Raw genomic sequence first — 21,331 nt, forward strand, 5'->3', positions numbered from 1 at the left:
GACAAAAGGGCGCGGTTGAGAATCGCGCCCGGGAGCATGGGGCAAACGTATGAATGCCCCCTTGCCGGGTCAAGCTCGCTCACGCCGACATGAACTTATGCCAGCCCGGCGTCCAGCGCGGGGGCGGGAATCTCCATCATTTCAGGGGTTTCGGTCCAGAGCAGGGCGGCGTGAATGATCCTTTGGGGATAAAGCTTGGCCAGCACCGCACGGTACAGCGCGAGCTGCCGGATATAACCCTTGGGGGCCTCGGCGGCGGTCTTGGGCGGGGCGTGGTTGGTCTTGAAATCGACGATCAGGACCTCGTTCGGCGTCACCACCAGGCGGTCGATCTGGCCTGAGACCAGCGCCTTCGGCCGGCCCGGCCGCTCCAGCCGGCCCACGATCGAGACCTCGGCACGGCTGCCGGGAGCAAACACCGGCGCGAAGCGCAGATCGACGGTCAGGGCGACCACTTGCCGAGCCAGCGCCGCGCGCTCTTCCTCGCTCCAGCCATCGGCGTTACGCGCAAGATAGCCGAGCGCCGCGCCGAGCCGTCGTTCCACCGCGACATCGGGAAGTGACTGCAGCAGGCGATGCACCAGCGTGCCGCGTTGCAGGGCGCGGGCACGCAGTTGCACCGATTCGCCGGTGCGGATCGGGTGGCTGTCGGCATCGGCCGGATCGGACGGGCGCAGCACGCCCGCGGCGGCGGCTTCCGGTGCGGCCGCGGTCCGCAGCCAGGACGGCAGCGCGATCGGCGCCACGGCCGTCGACGCCGCAGCCCCGGTGAGATCGCCGGCGTCGTCCGGCCGCGAATAGCGCATCACCTTGCCGGCCGGCGTCTCGAGCTCCTCGAGCTTCAGCCCGGCATTGGCGAGCCCCTTGGTGATCAGATCGTACCAGGAGGATTTCCGCACCGTGCTCATGTTGCCGGGCATGCAGCCGCCGACGATCAGCCGGTCGGCCGCACGGGTCATCGCGACATAGAGCAGCCGGCGATACTCGTCCTCGGTGTCGCCGAGCATCGCCTTGCGCGCATCAGCCACATTGGGCGGATCCTCGGCCTTCTTGCCGGCCCACACCACGACGCCGGGCGCGTTCGGCGCGGCGTTGCCCTGCGGCAGATGGATCAGCCGCAGCCGCTGCGTGTCGGAGGGCGAGGTCGTGGTGTCGACCAGGAACACGACAGATGCTTCGAGGCCCTTGGCGCCGTGCACCGTCATGACGCGAACCTCGTCGCGCGAAATCTCCATGTCGCGCTTCACCTCGGTGTCGGCGGCGCGCAGCCAGGCGATAAAGCCCTGCAGCGAGGCCGGCGCCTTGCGCTCATAGCCCAGCGCGAGCTCGAGGAATTCGTCGAGCGCGTCATTGGCCTCGTGGCCGAGCCGGCGCAGGATGCGCGCGCGCCCGCCGTCGCCGCCGAGCAGCCAGGCGTAGAACGCGAACGGCGTCTCCTCGGTGAAGCGGCGCTCGCATTGTTCGAGCCGGCGCAGCGCGGCCCAAAGGCGTTCGTCGTTCGGCGCCTGCGCGGCCAGTGCCTCGCGCAGCGAGCCGCGGCGGTTGTGTGCCAGCTTGAACAGATCGTCATCGTCGAGGCCGAACAGCGGGCTCTTCAGCGCCACTGCGAGCGCGAGGTCGTCCTGCGGCAGCAGCAGCGCGTCGGCGAGGTTCATCAGGTCGATGATCGCGATGTGTTCGGTCAGCTTCAGCCGGTCGGCGCCGGCGACCGGGATGCCCGCGTGCTTCAGCGCCTGGATCACCGCGTCGAAGGCGTTGCCGCGCCGCCGCACCAGGATCAGCATATCGCCATAGCGCAGCGGCCGCCGCCCGCCTTCGCTGCCGGTCATGGTGCCGCTCTCGACCAGGCGCTTGATCTCGGCCTGGATCCGCCGCGCCAGCTTCACCTCGGGGCTGGTCACCGCCACGCCGTCGAACGGCGCCCGCCAGCCTTCGATGTCCTGGCGATCATCGGCGACCGCGAGATCCCAGAGCTCGATCAGGCTCGGGCCGGCGTCGGTCATCGCATTGTGGATCGGATAGCCGTTCTCGACCGCATGAATGCTGCGGAAGATCTCCTGCTCGCGGAACACATGGTCGACCGAATGCAGGATCACCGGCCCCGAGCGGAACGAATAGGTGAACGACACCGGATCGAATTTCAGCCCGGCTTCCTCGAACCGCCGCTTCAGCTCGCGGCGGCGCAGGTCGAATTCGCGGGGTGCGGCGCCCTGGAACGAGAAGATCGACTGCTTTTCGTCACCGACCGCGAACACGGTGCGCACCAGGCCGTCGCGCGCGCCGGCGCCGGAGGTGAATTCCGAGATGATGTGCGCGACGATGTCCCATTGCCGCGGGCTGGTGTCCTGCGCCTCGTCGATCAGCACGTGATCGACGCCGCGGTCGAGCTTGTAATGCACCCAGCCCGAGGAGACGCGGTCGAGCATCGCCAGCGTCTTGTCGATCAGGTCGTCATAGTCGAGCAGGCCGCGCTCCAGCTTCTCGCGCCGGTAGTGCGCCGCCGCCGCGGTCGCGATGTGGATCAGCGCTTCGGTGCGATCGCGCGCCACCACGGCGCGGCGGCGCTCGATCAGGGGACCGAGCCGGTCGATCTCCGCTTCGAACCGGTGGCCGGCAATGGGGTTCTTCTTGATGAAGCTGTTGGTGATGACGGAGGCGCGCGGCGCGCGGTCGTCGGTCAGGAACACGCCGAGATATTCGTCGACCTGGGCCGCCCCGGTGAAGGTCAACGCGCTGCGCAGCCGTTCAGCCTGCTTCTGATCCGCCTTGCTGCTGGTGTCGAGCAGCGTCGCCAGCTCCTTCCAGCCCGACCGCGGCAGGTTCGGTCCGTCGACGATCTCGCGCTCGACATCCTCGATGCGAATATCGGCGGAGACGCCGAGCGCGGCCGACATCTGCGCGGCCGCGGCCGCGGCGCTGCCGGCGGCGTCGGTCCAGGCCATGAAATGGTCGCGGCTGAGGCAGGCCTCGCGGACCACCTCCTTGAAGGTGACGTCGGCGGCATTTGCCATCGCCGTCCGCAGCGCGCGGCCGATCGGACTGTCGGGAATCCGCGAGGCCTCGAGGAACACCGCCAGATTGGCGCGTTCCATCATCTCGTTCTGGTCGCGGTCGTCGAGCACGGCGAAGCGCGCCGGCACGTTGGCCTCGAACGGAAACTGTTGCAGCAAACGGGTGCAGAGCGCGTGGATGGTCTGCACCTTCAGTCCGCCCGGCGTCTCCAGCGCGCACGCGAAAAGCTTGCGGGCCTCGCGCCGCAGCGAAGCGGATGGATGCGCGATGCCGGTCTCGCGGATCGCGGCATCGAGCGCGGTGTCATCGAGCGTCACCCAATGGCCGAGCGTGGTGAAGACGCGTTCGGCCATGTTGGCCGCGGCGGCCTTGGTGAAGGTGATGCAGAGGATCTTTTCCGGCGGCACGCCTGACAGCAGCAGGCGGATCACGCGCTGCACCAGCACATGGGTCTTGCCCGAGCCGGCATTGGCCGACACGAAGGTCGACGCCTTCGGATCGGACGCGCGCGCTTGCGCGTCGCGAACCGCCGGCGGGATCGGTCTGATCGCCTTCACCATTCCTCGATCCCCAGGCCGCCGGCCGCGGACCATTCCTTGATCCGCGCGAGGTCGTCATAGGCGCCGTAACGATTGGCCCACATCGAGAGGTTCAGCGAGGTGTAGGCCTGGCTCTCGTCGTCGAAGGCGCGGATCAGGGCTTCCAGCTTGCGCCGCGCGCTGTCGGCGGCTTCATCGGGCGGCTGCGGCGTGTCGCTGGTCTTGATCTTCAGCTCCAGCGAACGCTGCTCGCCCGGCGGGTTGTTGCCGCTCAGCCTGACATAGACGAGGTCGCCGACCGAGGAGTCCGCCGGGATATCCGCAAAGCCGCCCTCGCGCAGGATCGCCGCTTCCAGCGTCAGCTGCGGCGACAGCCCCATGCGCACCTGCTTGCCGGTCGGCGGTTGGCCGGTCTTGTAGTCGAGGATCGCAAAGCTGCCGTCGTCGCGCCGCTCGATACGATCGGCACGCGCGGAGAGGGTGAACGTCCTGGCATCGTCGAGCGGAATCCCGATCTCGCCGCGGATCTCGGCCTTGATCGCAGCGATGCTGCCGCGCCGGGCCTGTTCCCATTCGGCAAACCACCCCGCGATGCGCTGGAAGCGCGGCCACCACAGCGCGCGCGCCTCGGGCCGCTCCATCAGCGGCGCAAAATGTTTGGCCCCGATATCGCGGAGCGCGCTCTTGATGTCGTCAGGCAGCGCACCGGCGTAAGTTTGCGTGAACTCGCCGAGCGATTCGTGGATTGCGGAGCCGCGATCCGCTGCCGACAGCGGCATGTCGACGGGATCGAGCGGATCGAGCTTCAGGATGTAGCGCGCGTAGATCGTGTAGGGATCGCGCAGCCAGTCCTCGATCGCGGTCACCGACATTTTCAGCGGCCGCGCCTCGCGCGGTGGCCGCGGCTCCGGCTGCGGGATCGGCGCGACGGTGTCGGGCCGGTCGAGCTCGGCGGCATATTGCACGTAAATCTCGCCGGCCGACGTCGCGGCCTTCCAGCGCGCTTCGCCCGCGACCGCCTCTAACCGATGCAGGAAGCGCGAGGCGACCGCCGGCGCGCCGCCGACTTTTGCGGCGTGGGTCAGGACCACCTCGTCATGACCAAGCAGTTGCGCGAAGTCGTGCGCGGAGAGGCCGATGCGCCGTTCCGGGAGATCGAGCCCGAGCTCGTGCCGCATCGGCCGGCTCAGCCACGGATCGACCCGCGGCGCCGGCGGCCAGACGCCCTCGACCAGGCCGCCGAGGATGACGCGATCCGATTCGGTCAGGCGCGCCTCGAGCTGGCCGAAGATGTTGAGCTGCGCGCGCGCCGATTCCGGCCGCCGCACCATGCGGTCGGCGAACGCCGTCTGGAACACCTCGGGATAATCTGACAGCGGCGTCGCCAGCCCGCTCGGCTGCTGCTTGGCGAGCAGCTCGTCGAAGGCGGAGGCCAGCGATGCGCCGGCGCGCTCTTCGAACACCATGGCGACGCCATTCTGGTCGGCCGACAGCGCGATCAACGCCTCGCGATGACGCGCGGCCAGTTCGGCGAAATCATACGGCTTTGACGACGCCATGCCTTCGAGCGGCGCCAGCGCCGTCTGCAATCTGGCGATCAGGCCCTCGGCCTGATTGAGCTCGTTGTCGCGCAGCCGCGCGCGTGGCTCCATGGCGTGCAGCGACGAGGTCTCGCCGCCATGCAGTTTGACCAGCTCGGCGCGGAAGCGCGCGAAGTCGCGGGCGAGGCCGCTGGTTCCGGCTTGCGGCCGCGTGCCGCGGAGCAGCGCGATCTCCAGCACCTCGATCGCGCGCTTCAGCGCGCCATGGGCGCCGCCGAGCCGCAACAGCGGATGCTTGAGCAGCGCGAGCAAGGTCGGCGGCTCCAGCCCCTTGGCCGCGGCCTCCGCGGTGAGGCGGGCGAACACGCCGGCCGGGGTCTCGATCAGCGCATCGCCGCCGGAATCGTCGAACTCCAGCTTCCAGCGCGTCAGCGAGGCCATCACGCGGCGCGCCAGCGCGCGATCCGGCGTCACCAGCGCGGCCGATTTGCCGAGGTGCCGCGCCTCGCGCATCGCAACTGCAATGGCCAGCGCCTCCATCTCCGGATTGGGCGCCTCGACCACGGTGAGATTGCTCATCCCGGCCGAAATCCGCGCCACGATCTCGGGCCGCTCCAGCCGGTCGTGCCACTGCGCGGTCGCGGTCGAGGGCCGCATCGTCTCCGACACCAAGACCTCGCGTCCCTGCGGCGCAGGCTCGGCCAGGCTCTCGACATCGCGGCGCTTGATGCCGAAGCGGTCGAGCAGGGCCTGCATCGCGAATTGCGGGTGGTTCGACGAGGGCGGCGTTTTGAACCGGCCGTCGTCGCCGCGCTCGCCGCCGATCGTGTCCCAGCTGTCCTCGTCGAGATCGGTGTCGAGCCCGGGCAGCACCACGGCGCCGTTCCGAAGCTTCGCGACCGCATGAAGAAATTTCGCCGTCGCCGGCATCGAGCCGGTCGAACCGGCTGCGATCACCGGTCCCGCATGATGCGCGGTCAGCCGCGCCGCTTCCGCCTCGATCAGCTGATCGCGCCGTGCCGCCGGTTCGATCCGGCCGATCTCCTTGAGGTAGTTCGGCCAGGCATCGCGCGCGATGCGCAGGAATTCCAGCGAGTGCTGCCAGTATTTGTCGAGCTGGTCCGGCACCAGCCGGTCCAGCGCGCGCCAGTCGACGCCGCGCGTCACCATGTCGTCCATCAGCCGCGCCAAATCGCCGGCGAGCTGCAAGGTCGAGGCCGGGCCGCCCACCACCAGCGGCGCCGACACCGGCGTCTTGGCCCAGGCGGCGACCAGATGCGCAAGCGTCAGCCGCCGCTCGAGCTCGCCGAGCCTTGGCGGGATCTCCAGCGGCGCGGCGCCGCCGACGTCCTCGCCCTGATCGGCGAAGGCAAGCTCGTCCTCGTCGATCTCGCCGAGCGCGACGATGCGCGGCAGCACCGCGGCATCGGAATCGAGCACGTCGAGGAATATCTCGCGCGCCAGCCGTCCGGCGCGGCGGGTCGGCAGATAGAGCGTGGCGTTGGCGAGCCTGGCCGGATCGTTGCGCGCCTCGAATCCCGAGACCAGCCGGCCATCAACCAGCGCCGCAATCACGGTGCGCAGGAACGGCGCGGAAACGGGAACGCTGAAGACGCGCATGGGCTGCCTTGTTCGAATCAGGCGCCAATATAGGGAGCGGCGGCGGTCGTTAGCCACCCCTGCCGGTCAACATGACAGCTCAATGCCGCAGTCGGTCGGCGCAGCGGTCGACGGCATCCAGGAACCAGCGCAGCGCCGGATCCTGGCCGGCGCGGCTGGCATTGATCAGGTCGATCGCGAAGGCGGGGATGTCGATCGGCGGCATCACGACGGCAATGTCGGCGAGATGCGTGAAGCGGCGGGCGACACGCTCGGCGATCGTGGCGATGAGATCGGTGCCCGTGACCGCGAAGGGAACGGCCACCACATGGGCCAGCGTCACCGCCACCCGCCGCGTCAGTCCATGCCGCGCCAGCAGCGCGTCGATCACGCTCGGCAGGCCGTCGCCGCCGGCCGCCGAGAACAGCGCGTGCGGCAGCGTCGCATAATCTTGCAGGCTCAGCCGTTCCGATCGGCCCGCGCGCGCCATGTCGCGGACGCAGACGAAGCGTTCCTCGAACAGCCGGTGCCGAACGCAGCGCGGCGAGTCCGGCAAATGGCCGCCGATCAGCACATCGAGTTCGCCGCGTTCGAGGTTCGCCAGCGCCGCGCTCGCGTCGGTCAACGGGCGCACGGCAAGGTCGATGTTGGGCGCTTCCGTGCGCAACAGGCGGGTCAGTTCCGGCACCAGAACGAGATCACCGTAGTCGGTCGCGGCGATGGTGATGCGCCGTCGTGCGGTGGTCGGATCGAACTCCTGGTCCGGCGCCAGCGCGCCCCGGATCTGGCGCAACGCTTCGCCGATCGGCCCGGCCAGCGCCAGCGCCTTTTCGGTCGGCTGCATGCCCGCGCCGGCACGCAGGAACAGTTCGTCGGCAAAGAGCGAGCGCAGCCTGCGCAGCGCGCTGCTCATCGACGGCTGGGCGAGGCCAATGCGCTCGGCTGCGCGGGTGACGTGGCGCTCCTCCATCAGCGCCTCGAAGGCGACAAGCAGATTGAGATCGACGGCAGCTAAATTCATCGCAACAATAATGCATATGTAAATAATCGATTTCAACAATGATTTGCCCGGCCCTATGATCGTTGTCGGGGCATGGCGATGAGGCCTGAAGATTTGATGCGATCATTGGAAAGGCTGGTGCCTCGCGGCCCAACCTTGTTGATCATCGGCGTCCTGGCCGGGCTGGCTTTCCCTGCCCTGGCGGATGGCGCGCGCCCGCTGATGGCCGCTGCGATCTTCGTTCTGGTGCTTGGCACCTTTCTCCAGGTCGATGGCGTGGCATTCCGGCGCGCCTTGCAGCGCCCGCTGGTCTGGCTGCTGTTGCCGGCGCTGGCGATGCTGGCCTGTCCGCTTGCGGTCGGCCTCGCCGCACGCGGCGCCGGAATTCGGCCGGAGCTGATCGTCGCGCTGGTGCTGTCGGTGTGCGCGCCGCCATCGAGCGGCACCGCGGCGGTCGCACGCATGCTCGGCTTCGACGCGACCATTCCGCTCGCGGTGACGCTGCTGTCGATGGCGCTGGCACCGGTCACCGTGCCGCTGATCGCCGCGGGATTTGCCGATCTCGCAATCGATCCGCTGGCGCTCGCGACGCGGCTGGCGCTGCTCGTTGGCGGCGCGGGTGCGCTGGCGTTGCTGCTGCGCCATCACGCCAGCGCGCGATTGGTGCAGCATGCGCGCACCATCGACGCCATCGTGCTCGCCTCGCTGTTGCTGTTCGCCGTTGCCACCATGGCCGGGGTGCGTGCCCAGATCGAGACGCAGCCGGTTGCTGCGGCGACCTGCGTCGGGCTCGCCTTCGCCTGCAACGTCGCCCTGCAATTGCTTGGTGCGCTGCTCACACCGGGCAATCTGGCTGCGCGGCTGACCAGTGGCCTCGTTCTCGGCAACCGCAATGTCGGATTGGTCTGGTCGGCGATGGGCGCGGCGGTGTCGCCGATGACGGCGCTGTTCTTCGCGGCCACCCAGTTTCCCATCTATATGACGCCGCGGCTGATCGAACTGCTGGTTCGGCGCGCGCCGAAGGAGAAGACCTCACCATGAGCGAGACGATCCTGACCGAAGACCTCGCCGTCCGCTTTGCCCGCGTTGCGCTCGGCCATGTCACCCGCGAATATCCGAACAAGCCGGATCACGTGCTGGCGGGGCCGCAAGATGCGCGCACGCCGCGCGAGCTGCATCCGGTGTTCTTCGGCAGCTATGACTGGCATTCCTGCGTCCACAGCTACTGGATGCTGGCCCGGCTGCTGCGTCGCTATCCGGCATCCGACGTGGCGAGTGAGATCCGCGCTCTGTTCGACGCGCAGTTCGTAGCGGAGAAGGTTGCCGCCGAATGCGCTTATCTATCGGCGCCGACCGCGCGCGGCTTCAAGCGCCCTTATGGCTGGGGCTGGCTGCTGAAGCTCGCGGCAGAACTCACGTCATTTGACGAGACGCGGTGGCGTGAGCAGATCGCGCCGCTCGCCGCAACCTTCGCGCAGCGCTATCGCGATTTCCTGCCGCTTGCCACCTATCCGGTGCGGGTCGGCACCCATTTCAACACGGCGTTCGGGCTTCGGATGGCCGCCGACTACGCGGCAGTGACGCAGGACGATGCGCTCAGTGCGCTGCTGCGCGACACGGCGCTGCGCTGGTATGGCGCCGATCAGGACTGCCCCGCCTGGGGCGAGCCGAGCGGCGACGATTTCCAGTCGTCCGCGTTGATCGAAGCGGAGTGCATGCGCCGGCTGCTCCCGCCCGGCGAATTCAGCTCCTGGTTCGATCGCTTCCTGCCGCGGCTCGCGCAACGCGAACCCGCAACCTTGTTCCGGCCCGCCACGGTCACCGATCGCTCCGACGGCAAGCTGGCGCATCTCGATGGGCTCAATCTCAGCCGTGCCTGGTGCTGGCGTTCGCTGGCCGTTGCGTTGGGGGAGGATGATGCGCGCCGTCCGATTCTGCTCGATGCCGCGCGCCGCCATCTCGACGCAGGTCTGCCGCATATCGCGGGCGACTATATGGGCGAGCATTGGCTGGCGAGCTTTGCGGCGCTCGCGATCGACGCGGAAGGCTGAGGGCGGCGCCGCCTACGCGACGCTTTCCAGATAGGCCTCTTCCGCGGCCTGGATCGCGTCGGGGGTTCCGACATGCATCCAGACGCCGTCGAGGCGCAGGCCGAACAGCCGCTCCTGCTCGTTGGCGCGATCGAACATCTTGGTCAGCGAGAACTCGCCGGCCGGCGCATCGGCGAACAGCGCCGGCGACATGATCGCGGCGCCGGCATAGACGAACGGCACCACCTGATGTTCGCGCCGCGTGCGCAGCGCGCCGTCCGGCAACATCGAATAATCGCCGCGGCCGGTATAGCCGATGCTCGAGGCGGTCGGCGCCATCAGCAGCAGGATGTCCATCCGCGCCGGATCGAAGGTTTCCGCAAGCCGCGCCAGATTGGAGCGCACGCCGTCGATCCACATCGTGTCGGCGTTGAGATGGAAGAACGGCGCGTCGCCGAGCAGCGGCAGCGCCTTCACCACCGCGCCGCCGGTGCCGAGCACCTGGTCGCGTTCGTCGGAGATGATCACGCGCGGGCGGCTGCGGGTCTTGACGTGCTCGATGATCTGGTCGGGCAAATAGTGCACGTTGACGACGGCCTCAGTGACGCCGGCGCCGGCGAGCTTGTCGAGCACGTGGTCGAGCAGCGGCTGGCCGGCGACGCTGACCAGCGGCTTGGGCATCGTGTTGGTCAGCGGGCGCATGCGGACACCGAGGCCCGCAGCGAGCACCATGGCTTTATGGGGAGTGACGGGCATCTTCCGGATATTCTCGGTCATCATCTCTCATGCGCCGATCATATCACGGCGATTCGGCAAGCACATCAATCAGACGCCATAGTCATAGGACATGACGGCCGTAAGACGGCAATAATGGCGACAATGCCTGGAGCGTGATCTTGCCGGAAAACCGTCTCCACTTTTCCGGATCATGCTCTAGACGTCGGCAGCCTGCGCGCCGCGTCTGGCAGTTTTCTTCTTCTTGTCGCCTTGTTTGAGGAAGTTGACGCCGATCTGGTCGCCGTTGACCCATGCCAGCTCGCAGCGGCGATAGGCCAATCCTGTGGACGACAGCAGCAGAAAGAACTCCTTCAGGTTCAGGCCCTCGACCGAGCCCTCGACGGAGAGCTTGGCGCCCGTCTCAGACACGTCTTCCATGGTGCAGTCGCGCCGCCAGGTGCCGTCAATGCCCATCATGTGCGCGGCTATGCCGCGCTCAAACGTGACACGATCGCCCTTGCGTCGTTCCGTCCCCATCGTGTGGTCCCGCTCCTGATCAGGCCGTGCCCTCGATGAGGTGCGGCCCCGCAACTTTAGGAGACCCAAGGCTAATAAAGGGCTAACAAGCCGTAAACTACGGTACCGGGGGAGGGACGTTGGCCGTGTACCAGATGCGGAAGGTGGTCAGCGCAGGATGCGCCAGCGACCTTTCAAGGTAGGTCCAGATCCGCGGCTGGTGCTTGAGATAGTGCGGCTTGCCGTCGCGGCGGTTGAGCCGCGCGAAGGTGCCGAGCAGGCGGGTGTTGCGCTGCGCCGACATGATCGCATAGAGCTCGGCGAAGCCGGCCGGATCGAAGCTGTCGTCGGTGGCGCGCCGCGCCTTGATGTAGCGGGTCAAGAGCGCCAGCTCGAGCTGCTCGGGCACGTCGATCCGCGCATCCTGCAGCAGCGACACCACGTCATAGGCCGCGGGGCCAAGCGTTGCGTCCTGGAAGTCGATGATGCCGACGCGCAGGATGCCGGTGCGCTCGGCCAGCCAGATGATGTTCGGCGAATGGAAGTCGCGGATCACCCAGGTCTGCGGCGCCGCGGCGGGCTTTTGCAGAAGGCCGCGCCACATCCCGAGGAAATCGGTGCGGAGCTCCTCGCTCGGCTGCACGCCGCGGTCGGGCAGGTACCATTCCAGCATCAGTCCGATCTCGATCAGCCAGGCGTCGATATCGAACACCGGGATGGCGTAGCTCTCGTCCGAGGTCAGCGGCAGCGTGTCGGGCAACGCCTCGCGATGCAGCGCCGCCAGCATGTCGACGGCGGCCTCGTAGCGCTCGGCGATCGGCTGCGGCGGATCGCCCTCGATCACGCCTTCGGCGCCGAGATCCTCGGTGATCAGGAAGCCCGATTCGAGATCGGTGTGGCGGATCGCCGGTGCGGAGAAGCCCTGCTTGCGCAGGCCGTTTCCGATCGCAACGAAAGGTCGGACATCCTCGGCGAGATGCACCGCGGCGCTGTAGGATCTGCCGTTGTAGATCGCCGGGCCGTCGGGTCGGCGCGGCGAGTTCATCAGGATGACGGTGCCGTCGTCGTTGCGCAGCCGCGCGTAGGAGCGCGTCGAGGCATCGCCCGGCATGCGCTCGCGCCGGGCGTTGAGGAAGCCCGCACGGTCGAGGAACTGGCGCAGCTCGTGGAGCCGCGCGACCTTCGCCGCGCCCTTGCCATGGCCGGTGATCTCGGCGGCGCGGGCGGCCGATCCGAGCGCCGGGCGGTGGCTGAACGCGATGTCGATGCGGTCGGCAGGCATCGCGCCGGGCGCGCGTTCCGGCCACTCGATCAGCGCCACGATGTCGTCGGGCAGCGGCGACAGCCCGATCTCCTCGAGCTCGCTGGCGTCGTTGATGCGGTAGAGGTCGGCGTGAACCAGCGGAAACGACGGCAGCTCGTAGCTCTGCGCCAGCGTGAAGGTCGGGCTCGGCACTTCCAGCGTATCGTCGGTGGCGAGGTAGCGGATCAGCGCGCGGGCGGCCGCGGTCTTGCCGGCGCCGAGGTCGCCGGACAGCGTGATGACGTCGCCGGCGCCGATCAGCAGCGCAAGGTCGGCCATCAGCTCTGACGTCGCGGTTTCGTTCGCGAGCGCCACCGAGAATGTCGAGGTCGCCGTCATTCCGCAGCGTTGCGATGTGCGGTCTGGTCGATCGGGAAGTCGCAGGTCACGGTCGTGCCGCGGCCTACGGTCGAATCGACCCGCACCCGTCCGCCATGCAGTTCGACAAAGGAGCGGACCAGCGACAGGCCGAGCCCGGCGCCGCGATGCCGCGAGCCGTGGGAGTGGCTCTCGAACCAGTTGAACACCTTGTCGCGCATCTCGGCCGGAATGCCGGGCCCGGCGTCGGTCACCGCAAACACCACGCTGTGCTCGGTGCGGTGGGCGCTGATCGTGACGGTGGCATCATGCGGCGAGAAGCCGACGGCGTTGGCGAGCAGATTGTACAGCACCTGCACCACGCGCCGCTCGTCGCCGACGAAGGCGCCGATGTTGGGTTCGATGTCGACCTTCAGCGTGATGCGGTCGGTCGCGAGGCGATCCTGGATGCCTTCGGCGGCGGCCTCGATCGCCTGGCCGATATTGACCGGGCCGAGCTCGAGCTTCATCGCGCCGGCGTCGATAGTAGCGAGATCGAGGATGTTGTTGGTCAGCGCCAGCAGCGCATTGGTCGATTTGGTGACGTAGTCGAGATATTCGGCCTGCTTCGGCGTCAGCGGCCCGGTCGAGGGATCGCTGAGGAAATGCGCGAAGCCGATGATGGTGGTGAGCGGCGCGCGCAGCTCGTAGGAGACGTGGTGGACGAAATCCACCTTCATCTGGTCGGCGGCTTCCAGCGCCTCGTTGCGCTCGCGCAGCGCCCGCTCGACATTCTCGGTGTCGGTGATGTCCTGGAAGGCGAGCAGGGTCTTGCCGTCGGGCAGCGGGACGGTCATGCAATTCAGCACGCTGCCATCCTTGCGCTCCAGCTTGAGCGCGACCTGGGCGCGGTTCTCGATCGCGGTGATCTGCTCGCGCAGCGTCCGCCAGGTCAGGGCGTCGTCGAAGAGCGGCCGGCACAAAGCTTCCACCGCCTCGATATGCGGCTCGCCCTGCAGCGCATCGGCCGGCAGCTTCCACATCTTGGCGAATGGCGGGTTGAACAGTTCGGCGCGGCCATTGCTGCCGAACACCGCGACCGCCTCGCCGAGATTGTCGAGGGTCTCGCGCTGTACCCGGGTCAGGCGGTCGTAGCGGCGCGCGAGGTCGAGGCTCTCGGTGACATTGTCGAACAGATAGGTGACGCCGCCCTCGAGGTTCGGCGTGGTGACGACGCTAATGGCCCGGCCGTCGGGCAGGAACCAGGTGTAGGTCTCGGATTCGACCGCGCGATAGGCCTCGTGCAGCTTGGCCTTCCAGGCGCGGAAGTCCGGCTGCTCGGGCAGCTTGCGGTTGGCGCGCAGGCGATCGAGCACGCTGGAATCGTCGGGGTTGCTGTCAAGGAAGGCCTGGTCGAGCCCCCACAGCCGCCGGTAGGATTCGTTGTAGAAGGTGAGCCGCCGGTCGGTATCGAACACCGCGACGCCCGACGACAATTGGTCGAGGGTGCGCCGGTGCGCCTCGACCATCCGCGCGATCGCCGCACGCAAGGCCGCCGCTTCGCTGGCGTCGATCGCGATCCCGGCGCTGCCGCCGGAGAGCTTCAGCGCCTGCACGTCGTAGATCCGCCGCTCGCCGCTGACCACGATCGGCAGCCGCGCGGTGTAATTGGCATTGTCGTTCAGCGCGCGGGTCAGTTCGCTACGCTGGTCGCTTTCGAGCAGTTCGAGATTGCGCTGCAACGCGTCCGACACGCTCTTGCCCTCGGTGGCGCGGACATAGGCCGCGTTGGCATAGCGCAGATTGCCCTCGAGGCTCTTGGCCCAGATCGGCCATGGCGCGGCGGCGGCGAAATCGCGCAGCAGCTCGGTCTCCTCCTGCAGCGTCTTGTAGCGCAGGTTCGACTCCGCAAGCTCGCGGCGCAGCCCGCCCAGCTCGCGGATCCGGACGATGGCCTGGCCGCCGATCGCGCGGCCCATCGCCTCGATGGCGCGGCCGGCCGAGGTCGAGAGGTTGAGCAGGAACGCCTCGCCCTTCTCGCGCAGCGCGTCGACGGCGTGGTCCATCTGCAGCGCCGGCTCGGGCGGCAGCCAGGTTCCGAAGGCGAGGACGCGCTGCGGAGAGCCTTCCTGCGACATCACCAGCGAGGTATCGCCCGAGATCTGCGGCCGGTTGTCGCCCGCAGCCCAGGAGATCAGGACCTGCGGTTCGACGAACAGCAGCGCGCGCAGCCGGTCCGATTGCGACTGCAGGTCGGATATCTCGGACTGCAGCTGCTCCTCGTTCCGCGTTGCGCGCAGGCGGGTGCGCATCAGCAGGATCGCGGCGACGACGGAGAAGCCGACCAGCGCGAACGACGTCGCGAGAACCGCGACCTCCTGGTGATTGAAGCCGAAATGGTCCGACATCGCCTGCACCACCAGGCTCTCGGCGGCAAACGAGGTGCGGGCCGGCAGCAATGCGGTGATGGCGAGCCCAAGCATGCCGTCGCGCGCCAGTGAGGTGCATGACAGCAGGGTTCGACGCATTGCCGCGACTACGCCCGACATATGTTGCCCCAGAACGCACAAACCTTAAGGCATGATCCGGAAAACAGGAGACCGGTGTTCCCCCACGGCAAACATACGACGTTTGTCCGGCGATCATGCCCAAGCAGGACCCGACAGCCCGACGAAGACCCCCCGTCGCGCTCGAATCAAACCAGAATAGTCCCAACGGGACTCGGCGAGTAAGAGTCCAGACCGTGAACGCAGAATCCGCTGTGAAAAAATGCGGCGGCTGATGTGGATTTTACGCGAATTGACTCCGTATTCGTGCGGAGAGCTCGCGCCAAGCGTGACCTCACGGAGGCGTCCCGCACACTTCGCGCGCTAGCGTCCGGTCGAGCCGAAGCCGCCGCTGCCGCGATCGGTCGGCGACAGCACGTCGACCGGAACCAGCTCGGCCCTTGTGACCGGTGCGATCACCAGCTGCGCGATGCGCTCGCCGCGCCGGATCGAGAACACCTCATGGCCGTGATTGATCAGCAGCACGTTGATCTCGCCGCGATAGTCGGCGTCGATCGTGCCGGGCGAATTCAGCACCGTGACGCCGTATTTGGCGGCGAGGCCGGAACGCGGCCGTACCTGCGCCTCGTAGCCCGGCGGCAGCGCGATCGTCAGTCCGGTCGGAACCATCTCGTAGCGGCCCGGCAGCAGCAGCAGCGGCGCCGACCGCGGCACCGCGGCCAACAGGTCGAGCCCGGCGGCGTCAGCGGTCTGGTAGATCGGCAGCAACAGATCGGCGCCATGCGGCAATTGGTGGACTTCAACCTTGATGGTGGCACTCACGATGCGGTTCCTACGGCTCTTGCGATCCGCGACACCAGCGCGGTCGCGACTTCTTCCTTGGTCATGACCGGCCAGGAGTCGACGGTGACCTCCTTGCCCTCGCGCGACAGCAGGTGAACGGTGTTGCGGTCGCCGCCCATCACGCCGGTTGCCGGCGAGACGTCGTTGGCGACGATCCAGTCGCAGCCCTTGCGCGCGAACTTGGCCTTGGCGTTCTCGATCAGATGCTCGGTCTCGGCGGCGAAGCCGATCACCAGCGGCGGCCGCTTCTCCTTCAGCTTGGAGATGGTCGCGAGGATGTCGGGGTTCTCGACCAGCTGCAGCGGCGGCATGCCGGCTGCGGTCTTCTTCAGCTTCTGGCTGCCTTCGCTGGCAACCCGCCAGTCGGCGACCGCAGCCGCGAAGATAGCGACATCGACCGGCAGCGCGGCCTCGACCCGGTGCAGCATGTCGCGCGCGGATTCCACGCGCATCACGGAGATGCCCTGGGGGTCGCCGAGCTCGACCGGGCCGGTGACAAGCACCACCTCCGCGCCGGCGGCGCGCGCGGCCGCCGCGATGGCAAAGCCCTGTTTGCCGGACGAGCGGTTGGCGATGTAGCGCACCGGATCGATCGCCTCATGGGTCGGACCGGCGGTGATCAGCATCCGCTTGCCGGCGAGCGGGCGCGGCTGCGGCGGCCGCAGCATGCGGTCGGCGGCGGCGGCGATTTCGACAGGCTCGGCCATCCGCCCGACCCCGGCTTCGCCGGCTTCCGCCATCTCGCCGGCATTGGGGCCGACGGTGTGGACGCCGTCGCGGCGCAGTTGCAGCACGTTGCGGCGGGTGGCCGGGTTGTTCCACATCAGCGGGTTCATCGCCGGCGCCAGCAGGATCGGCCGGTTGGCTGCAAGCAGCGTGGCGGTCGCGAGATCGTCGGCATGGCCCTGCGCCATCTTGGCCATCAGGTCGGCGGTCGCCGGCGCCACCACGATCAGGTCGCAGTCCCGCGCCAGGCGGATATGGCCGGCATCGAATTCGCTCTCGGCGTCGAACAGGTCGGTGTAGACGCGCTCATGCGACAGCGCGCTGGCGGCCAGCGGGGTGACGAATTGCTGGGCTGCCTTGGTCAGCACGCAACGGACCTGGATGTGCCGCTCCTTGAGCCGCCGGATCAAGTCCAGCGCCTTGTAGGCCGCGATCCCGCCACCGATGATCAGGGTCACCCTGGGCTCGCCGGCCGCGCTGGCGGCCCGTGGCGCAGGGGCTGCAACCGTCAGGGAACCCGCGCCGGGCGTCTCGGCGGGCGCCGTACCGCCGTCTGCGAGCTCGCGGAGGATGACCCGGACCTCCTCCTCGACCGAGCGTCCGTTCCTGGCGGAGCGCAGCCGCAGATAGGCCTTCAGCGTGTCGTCGAGTTTGCGGATGGTCAGGCTGGCCATGGCGGGGCCTCAGGCGTGCTCAACAAATTTGATAGCGATGCTATCACACAGTGCATGCATTGCAATCAGTGCGCCCGGATGGCGAAAAAGATCGCGATCGAGGCGATCGCGATGACCCAGAGACCGACGGTCTGCACCCGTGCCTTGCGGGCCTCGGCGCGGGCCATTTCGTCGATCGAGTCCGACGACAGCATGTGGCCCTCCCGCGTCATGCTCTCGAGCTGCTCGAGCACCGTCACCGCGCGGTTGGCGATCGACGGCAGGTTGGCGAGGATGCGGCTGAGCTCGCCCACACCCGATATCGCGCCCTGGATGCGGCCGGCCGGGCCGAGATTGTGCGTGATCCATTCGCGCACCACGGGGTCCGCGATCTTCCAGATGTCGAGCTTGGGGTCGAAGCCGCGCGCCACGCCCTCGACCACCACCATGGTCTTCTGCAGCAGGATCAGCTCGGGGCGGGTCTGCATGTCGAACAGGCCGGTGACCTCGAGCAGAAGCGTCAACAGCTTCGCCATCGAGATTTCCTCGGCGGTGCGGTTGTGGATCGGCTCGCCGATGGCGCGGATCGCCTGCGCGAAATTCTCCACCGAATGGTGGCCCGGCACGTAGCCGGCCTCGAAATGCACCTCGGCGACGCGGCGATAGTCGCGGGTGATGAAGCCGAGCAGGATCTCGGCCAGGAAGCGCCGCTCCTTCAGTCCGAGCCGTCCCATGATGCCGAAATCCACCGCGACGAGCCGGCCCTGCTCGTCGAGGAACAGATTGCCCGGATGCATGTCGGCATGGAAGAAGCCGTCGCGCAGCGCGTGGCGCAGGAAGCTCTGGATCACCTTGCGGCCGAGATCCGGCAGGTCGACGTTGGCCTGCGCGAGGCGCGCGTGATCGTTCAGCGCGATGCCGTCGATCCACTCCATCGTCAGCACGCTGTGGGCGGTGCGATCCCAATCCACCGTCGGCACGCGGAAGTCCGGATCGTCGCGGGTGTTCTCGGCCATCTCGGATAGCGCGGCCGCTTCCAGCCGCAGGTCCATCTCCATCGCGACCGAACGCGACATCGTGTTGATGACCTCGATCAGCCGCAGCCGCCGCGCCTCGGCGGAATGCGTTTCCGCGTTGTGCGCGACGAAGAAGAAGTCGCTGAGGTCGCGGCGGAAGCGCGCGGCGACGTTGGGCCGGAGCACCTTGACCGCAACCTGCTGCCGCACGCCGTCGCGCTCGACCTCGGCGCGATGCACCTGCGCGATCGAGGCCGCGGCGACCGCCGGACCGAGATGCACGAAGGCCTGCGCCAGCGGCCGTTCCAGCGATTGCGTGATGACGGCTTCGGCCTCCTCCTGCGCGAACGGCGGCAGCCGGTCCTGCAGACTCTCGAGATCGCGCGCCATCGACACGCCGACCACATCGGGCCGGGTGGCGAGGAATTGCCCGAGCTTGAGATAGGCGGGACCGAGCCGGGTCAGTGCGCGCGACAGCCGCGGACCGGACTTGGCGGTACGCCGCTCCACCAGCTGTGCCAGCTTCAGCGCCAGCTGCCCGGGCGGCGGCACCAGCGCGGGATCGACGACGCCGAACACGCCCTCGCGCGCAAACACGAAACCGGCGCGGGCAAGGCGCGCGATGTGGGTCAGTGCAGAGATCACAAACGCCAGCCCGAATGCAGCGCCACGATGCCGCCGGAGAGACTCTGCCACTTCACGCGCGCGAAGCCGGCGGCGCCGATCATGTCGGCGAACGCGCTTGGCCGCGGGAATTTGCGGATCGACTCGACGAGGTATTGGTAGGACTCGGCGTCACCGGTGACGGCGCGGCCGAGCGGCGGGATCACCTTGAAGGAGAACAGATCGTAGATCTTGTCGAGGCCGGGCACGTCGACGGTGGAGAATTCCAGGCACAGGAAGCGGCTGCCCGGCTTGAGCACCCGATAGGCCTCGCGCAGCGCCAGCTCGATCTGCGGCACGTTGCGGATGCCGAACGCGATGGTGTAGGCGTCGAACGCGCGGTCGGCAAAACCCAGCGTCTCGGCATTGCCTTCGACGAACGACACGCGGTCATCGAGGTGCTGCTTCGCGGCGCGCTCGCGGCCGACGGCGAGCATGTCGGTATTGATGTCGCAGACGGTGGCATGGAAGCCCGCGCCCGCAGCCTTGGCGGCGCGGAACGCGATGTCGCCGGTGCCGCCGGCGACGTCGAGCAGCGCGAACGGCCGGTCGCCCTTCGGCGGATCGAGCGCCGTGATCATGGTGTCCTTCCAGGCCCGGTGCAGGCCCACCGACATCAGATCGTTCATCAGGTCGTAGCGCGACGCGACGCTGTGAAACACGTCGTTCACCAGCGTCTGCTTCTCGCCCAGGGGCACGTCCCTGAAGCCGAAATGGGTGGTTTGATCCGGCCGATCCATCAACTCATACTCTTACCTTTGGTCGCGTTTTCTTCACGCGAACCGGTGCCCGCTTCGCTCGAAAACGCTCCGGCCAGACCATAGCGCGGCGGCCGCAATGGCGCTATCACGTCACTTCCAAAAGGTGAATGCCTGCCATGCCGGAATTACCCGAAGTCGAGACCGTCCGCCGCGGCCTGCAACCGGCCATGGAAGGGTCCAAAATCCTCAAGGCCGAGGCCCGCCGCAAGGATTTGCGGTTTCCGTTTCAAAAAGACTTTATCGCCCGGCTCGAGGGCCAGACCATCACCGGGCTCGGCCGCCGTGCCAAATATCTGATGGCGGACCTGAACTCCGGCGACGTGCTGCTGATGCATCTGGGCATGTCGGGCTCGTTCCGTGTGCAAAAGCAGGACGGCGCGGCGGCGCCGGGGCAATTCCACCATCCGCGCAGCGACGATCGCGCGCATGATCACGTCGTGTTCCACATGTCGTCGGGCGCGGCCGTCGTGTTCAACGATCCCAGGCGCTTCGGCTACATGAAGATCATCGCTCGCAATGCGATCGAGGACGAGCCGCTGCTGAAGGGGCTCGGACCCGAGCCGCTCGGCAACGAGTTCGACGCGGCGATGCTGGCGCGCTCCTGCCACAACAAGAAGACCAGCCTGAAGGCGGCGTTGCTCGATCAGCGCGTGGTGGCGGGACTTGGCAACATCTATGTCTGCGAGGTGCTGTTTCGCTCGCATCTGTCGCCGCGGCGATTGGCCGCGACGCTCGCAACCAAGAAGGCCGAACCGACGGACCATGCCAAGCGCGTGGTCGCCGCGATCCATTCGGTGCTCAACCAGGCGATCAAGGCCGGCGGCTCCTCGATCAGCGACCATCGCCTGACCAACGGCGATCTCGGCTATTTCCAGCATTCCTTCCAGGTCTATGACCGTGAAGGCGAGACGTGCCGCACCTCGGGCTGCGAAGGCATCGTCCGGCGCTTCACCCAGAACGGCCGCTCGACGTTCTGGTGCCCGAAGTGCCAGAAATAACATGTTCGCGACGCCGCGCATCGAGACGCGTCGCCTGGTCCTGCGGCCGCTTGCGCGATCGGATGCCGCAGCGATCCAGCGTCACTTCAACGATTGGAACGTGATCAAGACGCTCGCCACCGTGGTGCCGTGGCCCTATCCCGGCGACGGCGCGGAAAGGTTCATCGAGCGCGAGCTCGACAAGATCGCGGCCGGCGAGGAAAGCTATCAATGGGTGCTGGTGTCGCGCGACGGCGACGGCGAGGCGATCGGCAACATCAATTTCCGGCCGCGCGCCGAGGGACGCAAAGGCAATCGCGGCTTCTGGCTGGCCGAGCCCTATTGGAATCGCGGCCTGATGACCGAGGCAATCGCCGCGGTGAATGATTTCGCCTTCCTGACGCTCGGCCTCGATCACTTCCATGTCTGCAACGCGCCGTCCAACGTCGCCTCGCGCCGGGTCAAGCAGAAGACCGGAGCCGAATTCGTCGGCTTCGTCGAGCTTCCGCACCACAACGGCGAATCCAGAGCGGAGAAATGGAAGGTCACGCGCGAGACCTGGCTGCGCGATCGCCCGGCGACGTAACGTCGGCTGCGAATGCCGCCGTAAGGAAATTCGCGGCGACTTGAC

The 21,331-nt window shown here is 67.7% G+C and carries 15 protein-coding genes; 4 read left to right on the plus strand and 11 right to left on the minus strand.

The genetic code is table 11. The features are described from left to right. Nucleotides 1-95: 95 nt before the first annotated feature. From addA to BRSPCE3_RS25455, 3 genes are all read right to left on the minus strand, one after another. Nucleotides 96-3,572 (minus strand): double-strand break repair helicase AddA, encoded by a 3,477-nt coding sequence (gene addA, locus BRSPCE3_RS25445; RefSeq protein WP_244069022.1) that lies wholly within the window; start codon nt 3,570-3,572, stop codon nt 96-98. Continuing rightward, entirely contained in the window at nt 3,566-6,712 is a 3,147-nt protein-coding gene (gene addB, locus BRSPCE3_RS25450; protein ID WP_244069023.1) for a double-strand break repair protein AddB, read from the minus strand. The genes addA and addB overlap by 7 nt, the downstream gene beginning before the upstream one ends. Nucleotides 6,713-6,791: 79 nt before the next feature. Beyond that, the gene (locus BRSPCE3_RS25455; protein ID WP_244069024.1) at nt 6,792-7,712 is read right to left on the minus strand and encodes a LysR family transcriptional regulator; all 921 of its coding nucleotides are present in this window, start codon (nt 7,710-7,712) and stop codon (nt 6,792-6,794) included. A gap of 117 nt (nt 7,713-7,829) precedes the next feature. Between BRSPCE3_RS25455 and BRSPCE3_RS25460 the strand changes: the two genes are divergently transcribed. Continuing rightward, entirely contained in the window at nt 7,830-8,732 is a 903-nt protein-coding gene (locus BRSPCE3_RS25460; RefSeq protein ID WP_244069025.1) for a hypothetical protein, read from the plus strand. Beyond that, nucleotides 8,729-9,742 carry a DUF2891 domain-containing protein gene (locus BRSPCE3_RS25465; RefSeq protein WP_244069026.1) on the plus strand — a complete coding sequence of 338 codons (1,014 nt, stop codon included), beginning with the start codon at nt 8,729-8,731 and terminating at the stop codon, nt 9,740-9,742. Before BRSPCE3_RS25460 ends, BRSPCE3_RS25465 begins: the two co-directional genes overlap by 4 nt. 12 nt (nt 9,743-9,754) lie before the next feature. Here the strand turns inward: BRSPCE3_RS25465 and BRSPCE3_RS25470 are convergent, their stop codons facing one another. The 8 genes from BRSPCE3_RS25470 to ubiE form a co-directional block, all read right to left on the minus strand. Continuing rightward, the gene (locus BRSPCE3_RS25470) at nt 9,755-10,477 is read right to left on the minus strand and encodes a nucleotidyltransferase family protein (RefSeq protein WP_244069061.1); all 723 of its coding nucleotides are present in this window, start codon (nt 10,475-10,477) and stop codon (nt 9,755-9,757) included. Between the two features lie 177 nt (nt 10,478-10,654). After that, nucleotides 10,655-10,975 (minus strand): PilZ domain-containing protein, encoded by a 321-nt coding sequence (locus BRSPCE3_RS25475; RefSeq protein WP_097671308.1) that lies wholly within the window; start codon nt 10,973-10,975, stop codon nt 10,655-10,657. Nucleotides 10,976-11,072: 97 nt separating this feature from the next. Then, nucleotides 11,073-12,596 (minus strand): tRNA (adenosine(37)-N6)-threonylcarbamoyltransferase complex ATPase subunit type 1 TsaE, encoded by a 1,524-nt coding sequence (gene tsaE / locus BRSPCE3_RS25480; protein WP_244069027.1) that lies wholly within the window; start codon nt 12,594-12,596, stop codon nt 11,073-11,075. Continuing rightward, complete coding sequence (locus tag BRSPCE3_RS25485; protein WP_244069028.1) at nt 12,593-15,103, minus strand: PAS domain-containing sensor histidine kinase; 2,511 nt, start codon at nt 15,101-15,103, stop codon at nt 12,593-12,595. The genes tsaE and BRSPCE3_RS25485 overlap by 4 nt, the downstream gene beginning before the upstream one ends. Nucleotides 15,104-15,424: 321 nt before the next feature. Continuing rightward, nucleotides 15,425-15,883, minus strand: a complete 459-nt coding sequence (gene dut / locus BRSPCE3_RS25490; RefSeq protein WP_244069029.1) for a dUTP diphosphatase — start codon at nt 15,881-15,883, stop codon at nt 15,425-15,427. Continuing rightward, complete coding sequence (gene coaBC, locus BRSPCE3_RS25495; RefSeq protein ID WP_244069030.1) at nt 15,880-17,304, minus strand: bifunctional phosphopantothenoylcysteine decarboxylase/phosphopantothenate--cysteine ligase CoaBC; 1,425 nt, start codon at nt 17,302-17,304, stop codon at nt 15,880-15,882. Before coaBC ends, dut begins: the two co-directional genes overlap by 4 nt. Before the next feature lie 65 nt (nt 17,305-17,369). Continuing rightward, nucleotides 17,370-18,944, minus strand: coding sequence for a 2-polyprenylphenol 6-hydroxylase (ubiB, locus tag BRSPCE3_RS25500; protein WP_244069031.1), 1,575 nt, complete (start codon nt 18,942-18,944; stop codon nt 17,370-17,372). Continuing rightward, nucleotides 18,941-19,702, minus strand: a complete 762-nt coding sequence (gene ubiE / locus BRSPCE3_RS25505; RefSeq protein WP_244069032.1) for a bifunctional demethylmenaquinone methyltransferase/2-methoxy-6-polyprenyl-1,4-benzoquinol methylase UbiE — start codon at nt 19,700-19,702, stop codon at nt 18,941-18,943. The genes ubiB and ubiE overlap by 4 nt, the downstream gene beginning before the upstream one ends. A gap of 137 nt (nt 19,703-19,839) precedes the next feature. Between ubiE and mutM the strand changes: the two genes are divergently transcribed. Then, nucleotides 19,840-20,721, plus strand: a complete 882-nt coding sequence (gene mutM / locus BRSPCE3_RS25510; protein WP_244069033.1) for a bifunctional DNA-formamidopyrimidine glycosylase/DNA-(apurinic or apyrimidinic site) lyase — start codon at nt 19,840-19,842, stop codon at nt 20,719-20,721. 1 nt (nt 20,722) lies between these two features. Continuing rightward, nucleotides 20,723-21,286 carry a GNAT family N-acetyltransferase gene (locus tag BRSPCE3_RS25515; RefSeq protein ID WP_244069034.1) on the plus strand — a complete coding sequence of 188 codons (564 nt, stop codon included), beginning with the start codon at nt 20,723-20,725 and terminating at the stop codon, nt 21,284-21,286. Nucleotides 21,287-21,331: the final 45 nt, after the last annotated feature.

The sequence above is a fragment of the Bradyrhizobium sp. Ce-3 genome, assembly GCF_022835695.1.
In the GTDB taxonomy this organism is placed as follows: domain Bacteria; phylum Pseudomonadota; class Alphaproteobacteria; order Rhizobiales; family Xanthobacteraceae; genus Bradyrhizobium.

Bases quoted from the DNA above. Each gene is read 5' to 3' on its own strand.
- addA (WP_244069022.1), bottom strand. From the start codon at position 3,572: ATGGTGAAGGCGATCAGACCGATCCCGCCGGCGGTTCGCGACGCGCAA.
- addB (WP_244069023.1), bottom strand. From the start codon at position 6,712: ATGCGCGTCTTCAGCGTTCCCGTTTCCGCGCCGTTCCTGCGCACCGTG.
- BRSPCE3_RS25455 (WP_244069024.1), bottom strand. From the start codon at position 7,712: ATGAATTTAGCTGCCGTCGATCTCAATCTGCTTGTCGCCTTCGAGGCG.
- BRSPCE3_RS25465 (WP_244069026.1), top strand. From the start codon at position 8,729: ATGAGCGAGACGATCCTGACCGAAGACCTCGCCGTCCGCTTTGCCCGC.
- BRSPCE3_RS25470 (WP_244069061.1), bottom strand. From the start codon at position 10,477: ATGCCCGTCACTCCCCATAAAGCCATGGTGCTCGCTGCGGGCCTCGGT.
- BRSPCE3_RS25475 (WP_097671308.1), bottom strand. From the start codon at position 10,975: ATGGGGACGGAACGACGCAAGGGCGATCGTGTCACGTTTGAGCGCGGC.
- tsaE (WP_244069027.1), bottom strand. From the start codon at position 12,596: ATGACGGCGACCTCGACATTCTCGGTGGCGCTCGCGAACGAAACCGCG.
- BRSPCE3_RS25485 (WP_244069028.1), bottom strand. From the start codon at position 15,103: ATGTCGGGCGTAGTCGCGGCAATGCGTCGAACCCTGCTGTCATGCACC.
- coaBC (WP_244069030.1), bottom strand. From the start codon at position 17,304: ATGGCCAGCCTGACCATCCGCAAACTCGACGACACGCTGAAGGCCTAT.
- ubiE (WP_244069032.1), bottom strand. From the start codon at position 19,702: ATGGATCGGCCGGATCAAACCACCCATTTCGGCTTCAGGGACGTGCCC.
- mutM (WP_244069033.1), top strand. From the start codon at position 19,840: ATGCCGGAATTACCCGAAGTCGAGACCGTCCGCCGCGGCCTGCAACCG.
- BRSPCE3_RS25515 (WP_244069034.1), top strand. From the start codon at position 20,723: ATGTTCGCGACGCCGCGCATCGAGACGCGTCGCCTGGTCCTGCGGCCG.